We start from the raw sequence: 14,919 nt of genomic DNA, 5'->3' as shown, positions 1-14,919 counted from the left end.
GAAAATAATTTATGCATACAAAGAAACATGTCATCAGTGGAGTAAAACCGGACAGTATTGCCATGGAGCTTGAGCTTGAGCCGGGAGACGAACTGATTTCCATTAATGGCAAAGAAATAGAAGATGTATTTGACTACCAGTTCCTGACAGAGGACGAGTATCTTCTGGTGGTAGTAAGAAAGAATAATGGCGAAGAGTGGGAACTGGAAATTGAAAAAGATTATGATGAAGACCTTGGAATCGAATTTGAAAATGGGCTGATGGACGATTACAAATCCTGTTCCAATAAGTGTATGTTCTGTTTTATTGACCAGATGCCGCCGGGCATGCGTGAGACACTTTATTTTAAAGATGATGATTCCAGACTTTCCTTCTTACAGGGGAATTATGTAACGCTGACCAATATGAAGGATAAGGATATTGAACGTATCATATACTACAATCTTGGACCGATTAATGTGTCGGTGCATACCACGAATCCGAAGCTTCGCTGTACCATGTTGCACAACCGTTTCGCTGGAGAAGCCTTAAAGAAAATCAAACGCTTATCAGATGCCGGAATTGAAATGAATGGACAGGTTGTACTCTGCAAGGGCGTCAATGATGGCGAAGAGTTAGAGCGGACCATCCGTGATCTGACAGAATACATTCCAAATATGCAGAGCCTTTCTATTGTACCGGTCGGCCTGACAAAATACCGGGAGGGCTTATATCCTTTGGAAGCTTTTGAAAAAGAGGATGCAGGAAAAGTCTTAGAGCAGATTCACCGCTGGCAGGATTATTGCATGGAGCATTTCGGTACACACTTTGTGCATGGAGGAGACGAGTGGTATCTTCTGGCAGAGCAGCCTCTTCCGTCTGCAGAAAACTATGATGGGTATATCCAGCTGGAAAATGGCGTGGGAATGATTACACTGCTGCGGGATGAATTCCGGGAGGCACTTGCAGCAGAAAAAGGTGATGCCAATCTGAAAAGGACAGTTACGCTGGTAACCGGAAAGCTGGCAGGACCGATTTTGGAGGAACTGACAGGAGAAATGAAGGAGAAGTTTCCAAATGTAAAGATACGGGTCCGCGTGATCCGAAACGATTTCTTCGGAGAACGGATTACCGTTGCAGGACTTCTGACCGGACAGGATATTATCGCACAGCTTAAGGACGAAGATTTGGGAGATGAGATACTGCTGCCATGCAATGTATTGCGTATGGGAGAGGATGTTTTCTTAGATGACATCACATTGACGGAGCTGAAAAGAACTTTACAAGTACAGGCAGATATTGTAAAATCAAGCGGGCAGGATTTGCTGAATGCAGTCCTTGGAAGGAGACAGAATGAGTAAACCAGTAGTAGCTATTGTAGGCAGACCAAACGTAGGAAAATCAACACTTTTTAACGTGTTGGCAGGTGAAAGAATTTCTATCGTACAGGATACTCCGGGTGTAACCCGTGACCGTATATATGCCGAAGTATCCTGGCTTGACTATAACTTTACCTTAATTGATACCGGCGGTATTGAGCCGGACAGCGGAGATATTATTTTATCCCAGATGCGGGAGCAGGCACAGATAGCCATTGATACCGCAGATGTCATTATTTTTATTACGGATGTAAGACAGGGGCTTGTAGATGCAGACCAGAAAGTAGCTGACATGCTGCGCCGTTCCAAGAAGCCAATTATTCTTGCAGTAAATAAAGTAGATGATTTTAAAAAATATATGCCGGATGTTTATGAATTTTATAATCTTGGAATTGGTGACCCGGTTCCGGTATCTGCAGCATCCAGACTTGGAATCGGTGATTTGTTAGATGAAGTGGCAAAGCATTTTACCCAGGAAATGTTAGAAGAAACAGAAGATGACAGACCGCGTATTGCCATTGTAGGTAAGCCGAACGTAGGTAAGTCATCACTGATTAACAAGCTGACGGGTGAAAACCGTGTGATTGTTTCTGATATTGCCGGAACTACAAGAGATGCCATTGATACCGATATAAAATATAATGGCAGAGAATATGTATTTATTGATACGGCAGGACTCCGGAGAAAGAATAAGATTAAAGAAGAATTAGAGCGTTACAGTATCATCCGGGCAGTAACAGCAGTGGAACGTGCAGATGTGGTCATTATTGTAATTGATGCTACAGAAGGCGTAACGGAGCAGGATGCCAAGATTGCTGGAATTGCCCATGAAAGAGGCAAAGGAATTATCATTGCAGTGAATAAATGGGATGCCATTGAAAAGGATGATAAGACCATTTACAAGCATACAGAGAAAATCCGTCAGATTTTAAGCTTCATGCCATATGCAGAGATTTTATTTATTTCAGCCAAGACCGGACAGCGTACCGGCAGGATTTTTGAGACCATTGATGTAGTGCTTGAAAATAACAGCATGCGTGTGGCAACCGGTGTATTAAATGAGATTATGGCAGAGGCAGTTGCCATGCAGCAGCCACCAACGGATAAGGGAAAACGCTTAAAATTATATTATATTACACAGGCAGCGGTAAAACCGCCAACTTTTGTTATCTTTGTAAATGACAAGAACCTGATGCATTTTTCCTATACAAGATATCTGGAAAATAAGATTCGGGAAGCATTTGGCTTTAAGGGTACTTCCCTGAAATTCATTATAAGGGAAAGAAAGGAAGATTAATAAAATGTTATTCGGACGTGTAATATCAGTAGGAATCGGATATTTATGCGGTATGTTCTTATCCGGCTTCTTATATGGAAAGAAAGAAAATGTGGATTTACGTAAGGTGGGCAGTGGAAATGTAGGAACTACCAACACCATGCGTAACCTCGGCGTGAAGGCAGGCATTCTTACCTTGATCGGTGATGTGTGCAAGGTATTTATGGCAATGGTCATTGTATGGCTCATTTTCCGGAACCGTTATCCGGACAGTGTGAAGGTCTTAGAGCTTTATGCTGGTGTGGGCTGCATCTTAGGTCACGATTTCCCGGCTTATATGAAATTTAAAGGCGGAAAGGGAATTGCCTGTACCGGTGGTCTTCTGATTGGCTTCTGTCCGCTGGCAGTGCCAATAAGCCTTGGAATTTTTATTCTTGTGGTAGCAATCACACGGTATGTTTCCTTGGGTTCCATACTTGGTGTAATCAGTCTTGAAATACAGATTATCGTATTCGGACAGATGGGACTGCTTTCCGTACCGGAGCAGTATCTGACGGAGGTGTATATTGTATTCGGTTTTGTGGCGGGACTGGCAATCATTTTACATCATGCCAACATCGGAAGACTTCTTAAGGGAACCGAGAACAAATTCAGTTTCCATTCAAAGAAACAGGAAGCATAGGAAAGGAAAAAACAAATGTCTGATATCAGTATCATTGGAGCCGGAAGCTGGGGAACTGCTTTATCGGTGGTATTACATAAAAACGGTCATAAGATTACAATCTGGTCTGCACTTGCACCGGAAATTGAAATGTTAAAGGAAAAGCATGAGCAGGCAGAAAAACTTCCGGGCGTTATTTTACCGGATGATATTATGTTCACAACAGATTTAAAAGAAGCAATCGAGGGAAAAGACATGCTCGTCTTAGCAGTGCCTTCTCCATTTACCAGAAGCACAGCAAAAGCAATGAGCCCGTTCGTAGCAGAGGGACAGCTTATTGTCAGCGTGGCAAAGGGAATTGAAGAGAATACGTTAATGACTTTATCTGAAATCATTATGGAAGAGATTCCACAATGTGAGGTGGCGGTTTTATGCGGACCAAGCCATGCGGAAGAAGTAGGAAAAGAAATCCCGACCAGCCTGGTAGCAGGAGCAAAGAAGCGTGCCACAGCAGAACTGGTTCAGAATACTTTTATGAGCGAAGTACTGCGTGTCTATACCAGTCCGGATGTACTGGGTATGGAAATCGGAGCGTCCTTAAAGAATGTCATTGCACTGGCGGCCGGCATGGCAGACGGACTAGGTTATGGAGATAATACCAAGGCAGCACTCATTACCCGTGGAATTTCCGAGATGGGAAGACTTGCTATTGCCATGGGAGCAAAATATGAGACCTTAAGCGGACTGACCGGAATGGGTGATTTAATCGTAACCTGTGCCAGCAAGCACAGCAGAAACCGTCGTGCCGGATATCTGATGGGACAGGGATATACCATGCAGCAGGCAATGGATGAAGTAAAGATGGTAGTTGAGGGTGTCTATTCTGCCAAAGCAGCAATTGCTTTAGCAAAGAAATATCATGTAGATATGCCGATTATTGAACAGGTCAATGAAGTATTGTTTGAAGATAAACCTGCGAAAGAAGCAGTAAAAGAACTGATGCTCAGAGATAAAAAAGTAGAGCATGACGACCTGGAATGGCAGTAGGAGAAAAGGAGTTTTTAGCAGAATGGAAAAGATTCGTATCAAATATTTTACAGATAAAATCGAAAAGCTTACATATATCGATGGCAAATCCGACTGGATTGATCTTCGTGCATCCGAAGAAGTCGAAATGAAAGCAGGAGAATTTAAACTGATTCCTCTTGGTGTGGCAATGGAGCTGCCAAAGGGATATGAAGCACACATTATGCCAAGAAGTTCTACTTATAAGAATTTCGGAATTATTCAGGCAAACAGCTGCGGAATTGTAGACGGTTCCTACTGCGGAGACAATGATATGTGGAGACTGCCTGCAATTGCAATGCGTGATACCGTGATTCATGTTAATGACCGTATCGCACAGTTCCGTATTGTAGAGAATCAGCCGCAGATTCATTTTGAAGAAGTAGAAAGACTGGGCAACCAGGACAGAGGTGGTTTCGGAAGTACCGGAATCCAGTAAATTATCAAACAGGGGGTAAATCAAATGGAAGAACGTATGGTCAAATTTTATTCAAAGGAAAACAACAATCTTGCATTACATGCAATACCGGGGCATTTTGCCACCAGTCATTCGCACATCAATTACTATATTGATGTAACCAGTATGAAAGCCCGCGTGAAAGAGGCAAAAGAAGCTGCAAAAGTGCTTTACCAGAAGACCGGTAATCCATCCTATGTAGATACCGTTGTATGTATGGACAGAACAGAAATGATTGGCGGATTTTTAGCAGAGCGTTTTGAACAGGGAGATTTTATGTCAACCAATCTGCATGAGACTATTTATGTTATTTCTCCGGAGATGAACAGCAGCGGTCAGATGATTTTCCGTGATAATACCAAAAATATGATTACCGGAAAACATATCGTGCTTTTGCTGGATACAACAACAACCGGTGAGACAATCAGAAGATGCTTAGAGTGCATCCGGTATTACGGTGGAATTATTGAAGATGTAGTAGCAATCTTCTCCACTGTTAAGGAAGTAGACGGTCACAGAGTAGAAAGTCTCTTTACCGAGAAAGATGTACCGGGCTATCAGGCATATGAGCAGCATGACTGTCCGTATTGTGCAAAAGGCATGAAGTTAGAGGCCATGGTAAATGGTTACGGATACTCTAAATTATAAAGAAAAGATAAACATTTTCTAAAGTGAAAACCCATTTCTTTCGTCGGATTGTACAAGAAAGAGATGGGTTTTCGTCACTCTGACGAAGAGATAAAAAAATGCACAGAATATCAGTCAGAACATACAAAAAAAAGAAAAATCTTTGTGGAATCCTCGCATAGCCAAAGTGCGCAATATCCTGTATGATAAGGACAGTTAAAAACGAACAAAACATTAGGAGGTTAAACCAATGGCAAGTTTATCATTAAAAAACATTTGTAAAGTTTATCCAAACGGCTTTGAAGCTGTTAAGGATTTCAACCTTGAAGTAGAAGATAAGGAATTCATCATCTTCGTAGGACCATCTGGATGTGGTAAATCTACTACACTTCGTATGATTGCAGGTCTTGAGGAGATTTCTTCCGGAGAATTATACATCGACGGAAAACTCGTTAACGACGTAGAACCAAAAGACAGAGATATCGCAATGGTATTCCAGAACTACGCTCTGTATCCACATATGACTGTATTTGACAATATGGCATTCGGATTAAAATTAAGAAAAGTTCCGAAGGATGAAATTAAGAGAAAAGTTGAAGAAGCAGCTAAGATTCTTGACCTTGAAAAATTATTAGACCGTAAACCAAAGGCTCTTTCCGGTGGACAGAGACAGCGTGTTGCTATGGGTCGTGCAATTGTTCGTAATCCTAAGGTATTCCTTATGGACGAGCCTTTATCCAACCTGGATGCAAAATTAAGAGTACAGATGCGTTCCGAAATTTCCGCTCTGCATCATAGATTAGGCGCTACAATTATCTATGTAACACATGACCAGACAGAGGCTATGACATTAGGAACCAGAATCGTTGTATTAAAAGATGGTGTTATCATGCAGGTTGATTCTCCACAGAAATTATACAATGAGCCAGATAACTTATTTGTAGCTGGATTCATCGGATCCCCACAGATGAACTTCGTAGATGCTAAATGTAATATTGAAGGAGAGAAAGTTTCCCTTACATTTGACAATACAACTGTTGTATTACCGCCAGCAAAAGCTAAGAAATTAATCGAAGGCAACTACAACGGAAAGACAGTTGTTATGGGTGTCAGACCAGAAGATATCGATGATTCCCAGATTACAATTGAAACCTTTAAAGACAGCATTATTGAGACAGATGTAACCGGATATGAGTTACTTGGTTCTGAAGTATTATTATACTTCGAAACTGCAGGAGCTCAGATGACAGCTAAGGTTGATTCCAGAACACCGGCTCGTTTAGGCGACCATATCAAACTTGCTATCGATCCTGAGAAGGTTCATGTATTCGACAAAGAGACTGAATTGACAATTACTAACTAATTCGGTACAATCGAACTGAATATAGTGCAATAACCCGGGTGCTATATGCATCCGGGTTTTTTACTTTACAGGAAATTGCTTTCCTGTAAAGTAAAAAACGCTCCGCGAGGATGCGCACTGCGGCGTATAAGGTAGATGTCGCAAGCGACCTCCGCAGGCACGAGAATGTGCCAAGGCACATTCTTTGTTCATCAGTAAAAGTCTTTTCTCACATTATATATAAATAAGGAGTGCGCAGAATGCTTTCAAATCATAAGCTACAGACAACATTAGAAGAAATCAGTGATATATCCAAAATCGGACTTGCCCTTTATGACGAAAACGGGAAGCAGGTTGCAGCAACATTTCAGATTGAGACAGATATGTGTGCAGAGGTTGTGAATTTTGCAGCATCCATGGCAGAAAGCCAGATGCTGTCGGGCTTTCATTTCTTTAAAGTAATTGCTGAACAGGAAGTGGAATATATTCTTCTGGCACGCTCCACTAATGATGAAGCATATATGGTGGGAAGACTTGCAGTATGCCAGATTCGGAATCTGATTGCCTTCAACCGGGAACAGTCGGATAAGAACAACTTTATGCAGAATATCCTTCTTGGCAATATGCTGGTTGTAGATATGTATAATAAGGCAAAAAAGTTGCATATTGAGCAGGCAAAGCGTCTGGTTTATGTCATAGAAGTAGATGGCAGAAAAGATTCTGTTATTGTAGAAATGGTGAAGAATCTTTTTGCAGACCGCAACCGGGATTTTGTGACAGAGTTAGACGAGCAGAACATTATCCTGATTAAGGATGCAACAGATTTGAAAACAGAAGAGGAAGCACTGAATCTGGCGAAAACAATTGTAGACAATCTGCATGCAGAAGCGATGGTGCGTGTCCGCGTGGGTTATGGCAATACGGTAAATACCCTGCAGGATATTGCCAAATCTTATCAGGAAGCCAAGATGGCACTGGAAGTAGGAAGAATCTTTAATGTAGAAGAGGAAACCATTTCCTACGGAAAGCTTGGCATCGGCAGACTGATTTACCAGCTTCCGATGAGCCTTTGCGAAATGTTTATCAAAGAGATTTTTGGTGAGCGGAATATTGATTTAGATGATGAAACGATGGTGACAATCCAGAAATTTTTTGAGAACAGCCTGAATATTTCAGAAACAGCAAGGCAGCTGTACATCCACCGGAATACTCTGGTATACCGTTTAGAACGCCTGGAAAAGATGATTGGACTTGATATCCGCAAATTCGAGGATGCCATGACTTTTAAGATTGCTATGATGGTCATTGCGCATATGGATTACCAGAATTAGCTGCCTTATTTTGCAGAATCATGAAAATTCAATTATGTAAATTGCAGGGGACAGTACCAATCGGTGCTGTCCTTTTTTCGAAAAAAACATCATGCGAAAATTGTATAAAATGAATTGTAAAAATGCACTTCAAGACAGAAATTAGTTAAAATGCACAAAAAAGAATTTCTTTTTTAGTTTATTTGCGGATAGCGAAAGTAAAAAAATTAGAATATAATTAATTATCGAAAAACTGCGAAAACGTAATCGGAGGGAAAACGTAATCGCAGGAAAATATAAAATGAAACGATGAAAAGGAGAGGGAAAGATGAGAAAGTTAAAAGAACGCTTTCACAGGAAACATGGTATTGTAAGCAGAATCTTCAGTATGATACTTGCACTTGCCATGATTGTGACCATGGTTCCGGCAATCGGTGGTGCAACCACTGCATATGCTGCGAGCCCGACAATCCGGTTGTACCTGGACAAACCAAGTACATGGAATACACCGGTTGTCAATGTCTGGGCTGCCGGTGCTACGGTAAATAACCATGACGCAGGAAATGCCGCCATTTCACAATGGGGCGATCAGGAAAAACCAAAGCTTGCATATGAGGAGAGTTCTGGACTCTATTATGTAGATGTACAGAGCAGTGAGTGGACAGGTTTTCAGTTTGTTGATGCAGGTTCTACTGAGAAGGCTGCACCGGAGATAAAGACAGAAGGAGCTGCAATTGAGCAGATAAAGACTTTTACTTCTGATACAAGCATTTATTGTTTATTGGATGATAAGGGAAAATATCAGTGGTATAAGGATGCTTCAAAGAATGAAACATTGATTCCAGAGTCTGTACCAACAGAATGTGATCTGACAATTAATTATAAGAGCACATTAGGCGATGATGTTGCGGCATATATATATCATGAGACCAATAAGCCGGCAGGTGAATGGCCGGGAAAAACCATGACTGCAGCAGAAGGTCATGAAGGCTGGTATACAATGCATCTGACATTAGATAACAGCACAGATTATGATCTCATTTTAAATGATGATGGACATGGAAACCAGTTAGACGGAGTAACACTTTCTACAAAAGGAAAGGCAGAAGCAGAGTACTGGTTCGATGGTTCTTTGTCAGAGACAAAACCTGCTGATTGGAAATATGTTACAACCATTCATTATCTTGCATCAGGAATGGGAAGCACTATTTACAATCATATGTGGGGAGCAGATCCCTCTGCAACAGGAGCCGGTGTTGGAAAAGAATGGCCGGGCGGACAGATTTCAGAAAATGCTGACCATTCAGGATGGTATGATGTAGTATATACACAGGATGTAAAACAGAATTTCAGCTGCATTTTCAATAATAACAGTGGGGCACAGACGGATAATATTGATGTCTCTGTAACATCAACAAGTACTGAGCTCTGGGTTACCGGAACCAAAGCTGGTGGTGATACAACTGTATATAAAACAGCACCGGACAGCTGGGAGGCACCGGTTCCAGACCATACATTTACAATGTATTATTACAATGAAGATTTATCAACAGACACAGACATGGGAAAAGTTGATATGTGGATGTGGAATGCCGGATTAAATGGATCATATGTTTTTGATGAAACAGAATATGATGCTGCAAATAATGTGACATGGTTTAAAAAGACCATTACAGTTGCCGGCAGTAATGTGGGAAAAACAGTAGGATTAAAGGCACGTTATGACATAACACAGGGATGGGATGGCGGCTCTGATACCGCAGACCGTTCTTTTACAATAAGCGGTGATGAGAATGAAGTATTATATTATGTGGATGGTTCAGATCCGGTTCATGAGAAGCCTGTAATCGTACCAATGGAAAAGAGATACCTTGTATTGGATTATGAGAATCCAGGATTAAAAGAAAAAGGAATTACACCACAGTTCTATACATGGTCATCAGGATATGCTTCAGCATTAACCGATTTTACATACGTAGGTGGAGATAAATGGACAATAACAATTCCAGCAAAACCATCCTGTACAAAGGTTGATTTTTGTATCGCATTAGATTCAACAGTTGATCCGTGGATTAAAGATGGTGGAGACCATTCCGTTACATTCCCTTCTGACCAGAAGGTTATATACGCCAGCATGAAAGCCGGCAGTGAGCCGGAAATTGCTATGCCATATAATGTTGGCTATGAAGTAGATGCAGAAAAACAACAGGTATCATACTACTATCGTGATGATGCAGCATTTGTAGATGGCACCTTAAAGGATATGACTGTATCTGTTGATGTAGACGGAACAGAGTATCCAATGACATACAATGATACAACAAAGCGTTTTGAGTATGTAAAGAGCGGCTTGACAGATGGCAAAACACATTATCGTTACAAAGCAAATGGAACTTATGTTGTAGATGCATTCAATTCAAACAGTGAAGAGTACAAGAAAGCAGATTACTCATATTTTGAATACTATAAATTAAATGCAACAGTTACAGCAGAAGTTATGAATAAATCCTTTAACTACAATGAAAATGATGTTGTTAAGTTTAAGGTTGAACAGGCTGATACAGACACTCAGAAACTTGAAGTAGCTAGCGCAAGTATCGATGTTTCTTCCCTTGGCGGAAGCAATGCAATGCCGATTGAACCGGAATTGCAGGCAGTTACCATTTCTGCTACAACAGATACAACATTAGGAATTAAGACATTACCAATTACTGTAACAGACCAGTACGGTAATAAATTCAGTACTACAGTGGATGTTGAAATTACAGACCGTGTGAAGGAAAACAAAAATGATTTCGACTGGGATGAATCTGTTGTCTACTTTATGGTGACAGACCGTTTCTTTGATGGTAATGAATCTAATAATACAGCAAGTGGTGCAGATACATATGGAGACAATCCGGGACTGTATCATGGTGGAGATTTTGCAGGTGTAACAGCTAAGTTAGATTACTTACAGGATTTAGGTGTAAATACAATTTGGATTACACCAATAGTAGAGAATGTGAAAGGTGTAGCTGTAACAGATGAAGGTTCAGAAGATGTTCCTTATAATGCAGCATACCATGGATACTGGGCAAGTGATTTTACAAAATTGAATCCTACACTTGGTACAACAGAAGAATTTGAAACTATGATTAGCGAAGCACATAATCGTGGCATGCGTATTATGGTTGATATTGTTGTAAACCATGCCGGATATGGTACAGAATCAACATTTGCTGATATGCTAAGGGATAAGAGTGTCAGTGAAGGCGATATTAAATCATGGCAGTCTGGCTTGCCGGATTTTGCAACAGAGAAGGCAGATGTCAGAGCAAAATTAGTAGAATGGCAGACATCATGGATGAAGGATTATGGTGTTGACTACTTCCGTGTAGATACAGTAAAGCATGTTGACAGCACAACATGGGCAGCACTTAAAAATTCTACAACAGAAGTAAATCCGTCTTTCAAGATGATTGGAGAATATTATGGCGCAGGATATGCGTCAAATGGTAGTACCTTAGGTACCGGTCAGATGGATGCAGACCTTGATTTTGATTTTAATGACCAGGCAACAAGCTTTGTCAGTGGTAATATTTCTTCTGTAGAAAGCTTCCTTTCTTCCAGAAATACAGCACTTAATAACGCATACATGACAGGTCAGTTCTTAAGCAGTCATGATGAAGATGGATTTAAGGCGTCCTTAATGAACGGAAAAGGATATACCGAGGATGAGGCAACATCAGCAGCGTTAGTTGCAGCTACCTTACAGCTTACTGCAAAGGGTATTCCGGTGATCTATTATGGTGAAGAAGTTGGTTTAAGCGGATTAAATAATTATCCATACCAGACTAATAGATATGACATGGATTTCTCTCTGGCAACAGAGGACAATGTAACTTATCAGCATTATAAGAATCTGCTGAGCATCCGTAATGCATACACAGATGTATTTGCAAGAGGAAGTAGAAAGGTTGTGGCAAGTTCTGATGAGGAAGGCTATGATGTAGTTTCAAGATCCTATGGAGGAACAACCTTATATGTTGGTATGAATATCAAGGATACCGCAAAAGAAGTAAAAGTTCCGGTTAATGCATATGCAGGAAATACAGTTGTAAATCTTTATGATGGTAAAACATATACTGTTTCTTCTGATAAGACAGTAACAGTTACCATTCCGGCAGCAAAGGATGGCGGTACTGTAGTGCTGAGAGCAGATAAAAAGATTAATCTTGACATTACTGTTCCGGGTAAAGATTTTCAGGAAGTAATTGATACCATTGATGCTGTGGGAGATACAGCAAAGATTAATGTTACAATGCCAGATACCACAAAAGTTCCAGCAGCAGTATTCAATGGCATGATTGGAAAAGATATTACCATTACCTTCAAGCTGAACGACAACGTAAGCTGGATTGTAAACGGAAAGAACATTGTAAGTAAATTAAAAGATGCAATAGACCTCGGTGTAACCGTAGGTAAGAGCAGCATCCCGGCTGATAAGATTAAAGCATTAGCTGGAGACAACAAGACCATTGAACTTTCACTGGCACATGACGGAGCATTTGGATTTGATGCTACACTTCGTGTCAACGTTGGTGCAGAGAACAGTGGAAAATATGCAAACCTTTACTATTACAATGAAAAGACCGGAGCATTAGAATATGTTCAGGCTGTAAAGGTAAATGCAGACGGAACCGTTGATTTCAAATTCTCACATGCATCTGAGTATGTTATTGTACTTAGCAATACAGATATGAAACCAGCAGCATCTACAACTCCGAATGCAACACCTGTTGTAACAGCAGAGAAGCAGGTTAAGACAGGAGATAATACTCCGATTGCCTGCATGGTAGTATTGTTATTCGTTGCAGGAGCAGCGGTAGTTGTACTTTACAGAAGACGTAAAAGAGTCTAAGCAGAGAAAAACTGCAAACAGGAGAGTTTAGTTTTTATAATGTATATCGTCTGAAATAAGAGGATAGATGGAAAGGGCAGCGAAAGCTGCCCTTTCCCCTTTTGTCCCTCTTGGATAAATAAAAGTACAAAAGGAATAAATCAGGACAGAAGATTGACATACTATTCCTAAGGTGTTATTCTTAGTTCCGACTGAATTACTTGGAAATAGGACGAAAATAGCTGATAAAGCAAATTGATAAAGGAGGAAAACCGATGGAATTAATCTATCTGGACAATGCGGCAACAACAAGAACGGACGAGCGGGTAGTGGAGGCAATGCTTCCTTATTTTACCCGGTATTATGGAAATGCATCTACCATTTATGCATTAGGTGAGGAAAGCCGCAAGGCAGTAACAAGGGCCAGAGATATTATTGCAGCAGGAATCGGTGCGAAACCGGAAGAAATATATTTTACGGCAGGTGGAAGTGAATCTGATAACTGGGCACTGAAAGCAACAGCAGAAGCTTATAAAGAAAAAGGAAAACATATCATCACCAGTAAGATTGAGCATCATGCAATTCTTCATACCTGTGAATGGTTGGAAAGACAGGGCTTTGAGGTAACTTATCTTGATGTGGATGAGAATGGACGTATCAATCCGGCAGATGTAGAAGCAGCAATCCGTCCGGATACCATTCTGATTTCTATTATGTTTGCCAACAATGAGATTGGCACCATTGAGCCGGTTACAGAGATTGGTGCAATTGCCAAGGCACATGGAGTTTTATTCCATACTGATGCAGTACAGGCATTTGGTCAGGAGCCAATCCAGGTAGATGAAATGAATATTGATATGTTAAGCAGCAGTGGCCATAAATTAAACGGACCAAAGGGAATCGGTTTCCTCTATATCAGAAAAGGTGTAAAAATCCGCTCCTTTGTACATGGTGGTGCACAGGAGAGAAAGAGAAGAGCCGGAACGGAAAATGTACCGGGAATCGTAGGTTTCGGTAAAGCTGCAGAGTTGGCATTTGCTTCCATGGAAGAGCGTACTGCAAGAGAAAGAGAATTGAGAGATTACATGATTTCCCGTTTTGAAAAGGAAATCCCATATGTGAAAATCAATGGAGACAGAGAGCATCGTCTTGCCAATAATGTCAATGCATGCTTCCGTTTTGTGGAAGGAGAATCCATGCTGATTATGTTAGATATGAAGGGGATTTGTGCATCCTCCGGTTCAGCATGTACTTCTGGTTCCTTAGACCCGTCTCATGTATTGCTGGCAATTGGACTGCCACATGAGATTGCACATGGCTCACTCCGCCTGACTTTAGGCGCAGATACCACCAAAGAGCAGATTGACACCACGGTAGACGCAATCAAAGAGATTGTTGCACATTTACGCAGCATGTCACCGTTATACGAAGATTTTGTAAAGAACCAGCAGTAATAGAGAAGAAAAGGAGTAACGATTATGTATAGTGAAAAAGTTATGGATCATTTTCAGAATCCGAGAAATGTAGGAGAGATTGAAAATGCCAGCGGAGTAGGAACGGTAGGAAATGCAAAATGCGGTGATATTATGCGAATCTATCTTGATATTGATGATAATGGTGTGATTCAGGACTGCAAGTTTAAGACCTTTGGATGTGGTGCTGCAGTTGCAACCAGTAGTATGGCAACAGAGCTGGTAAAGGGAAAGACCGTACAGGAAGCATTACTTGTAACCAATAAAGCAGTAATGGAAGCATTAGACGGACTACCACCGGTTAAAGTGCATTGTTCCCTTCTGGCAGAAGAAGGTATTCATGCTGCACTTTGGGATTATGCTGAGAAGAATGGCATTGTCATTGAAGGCTTAAAGAAGCCGAAGAACGACATCTCTGAGGGTGAAGAAGAGGAAGAATATTAAAAACAATATATTCATATTGACATAG

At 40.9% G+C, this 14,919-nt stretch carries 11 protein-coding genes; all 11 read left to right on the top strand.

The features are described 5' to 3' along the window. The first annotated feature begins 11 nt into the window (after positions 1-11). The 11 genes from DWX96_RS04625 to nifU all read left to right on the top strand — a co-directional run bounded on the left by DWX96_RS04625 (position 12) and on the right by nifU (position 14,894). Positions 12-1,340: a DUF512 domain-containing protein gene (locus DWX96_RS04625; protein WP_022242466.1), complete on the top strand. Its 1,329-nt coding sequence runs from the start codon at positions 12-14 to the stop codon at positions 1,338-1,340. Next, positions 1,333-2,655: a ribosome biogenesis GTPase Der gene (gene der / locus DWX96_RS04620; RefSeq protein WP_118056875.1), complete on the top strand. Its 1,323-nt coding sequence runs from the start codon at positions 1,333-1,335 to the stop codon at positions 2,653-2,655. Before DWX96_RS04625 ends, der begins: the two co-directional genes overlap by 8 nt. Before the next feature lie 4 nt (positions 2,656-2,659). Next, the gene (plsY, locus tag DWX96_RS04615; protein ID WP_022242468.1) at positions 2,660-3,316 is read left to right on the top strand and encodes a glycerol-3-phosphate 1-O-acyltransferase PlsY; all 657 of its coding nucleotides are present in this window, start codon (positions 2,660-2,662) and stop codon (positions 3,314-3,316) included. A gap of 15 nt (positions 3,317-3,331) precedes the next feature. Continuing rightward, positions 3,332-4,342: an NAD(P)H-dependent glycerol-3-phosphate dehydrogenase gene (locus DWX96_RS04610; RefSeq protein ID WP_118056874.1), complete on the top strand. Its 1,011-nt coding sequence runs from the start codon at positions 3,332-3,334 to the stop codon at positions 4,340-4,342. Between the two features lie 22 nt (positions 4,343-4,364). After that, entirely contained in the window at positions 4,365-4,799 is a 435-nt protein-coding gene (locus DWX96_RS04605) for a dUTP diphosphatase (RefSeq protein WP_118056873.1), read from the top strand. Positions 4,800-4,823: 24 nt separating this feature from the next. After that, entirely contained in the window at positions 4,824-5,465 is a 642-nt protein-coding gene (locus DWX96_RS04600; protein ID WP_022242471.1) for a phosphoribosyltransferase, read from the top strand. Between the two features lie 229 nt (positions 5,466-5,694). After that, a complete protein-coding gene (locus DWX96_RS04595) occupies positions 5,695-6,807 on the top strand; it encodes an ABC transporter ATP-binding protein (protein WP_118056872.1) in 1,113 nt (370 codons plus the stop codon). Positions 6,808-7,046: 239 nt separating this feature from the next. Continuing rightward, positions 7,047-8,117, top strand: a complete 1,071-nt coding sequence (locus DWX96_RS04590) for a PucR family transcriptional regulator (protein ID WP_118056871.1) — start codon at positions 7,047-7,049, stop codon at positions 8,115-8,117. 307 nt (positions 8,118-8,424) lie between these two features. After that, a complete protein-coding gene (locus DWX96_RS04585; RefSeq protein ID WP_242988734.1) occupies positions 8,425-12,999 on the top strand; it encodes an alpha-amylase family glycosyl hydrolase in 4,575 nt (1,524 codons plus the stop codon). Positions 13,000-13,253: 254 nt separating this feature from the next. Next, a complete protein-coding gene (gene nifS, locus DWX96_RS04580; protein WP_118056870.1) occupies positions 13,254-14,432 on the top strand; it encodes a cysteine desulfurase NifS in 1,179 nt (392 codons plus the stop codon). Positions 14,433-14,456: 24 nt separating this feature from the next. Next, a complete protein-coding gene (nifU, locus tag DWX96_RS04575; protein ID WP_022242477.1) occupies positions 14,457-14,894 on the top strand; it encodes a Fe-S cluster assembly scaffold protein NifU in 438 nt (145 codons plus the stop codon). Positions 14,895-14,919: the final 25 nt, after the last annotated feature.

This window comes from Roseburia sp. AF22-2LB, assembly GCF_003461125.1.
Taxonomy (GTDB): Bacteria; Bacillota; Clostridia; order Lachnospirales; family Lachnospiraceae; genus Roseburia_C; species Roseburia_C amylophila.
The sequence above is the reverse complement of the archived record's forward strand: the minus strand, read 5'-3'. Positions and strand labels throughout refer to the sequence as shown.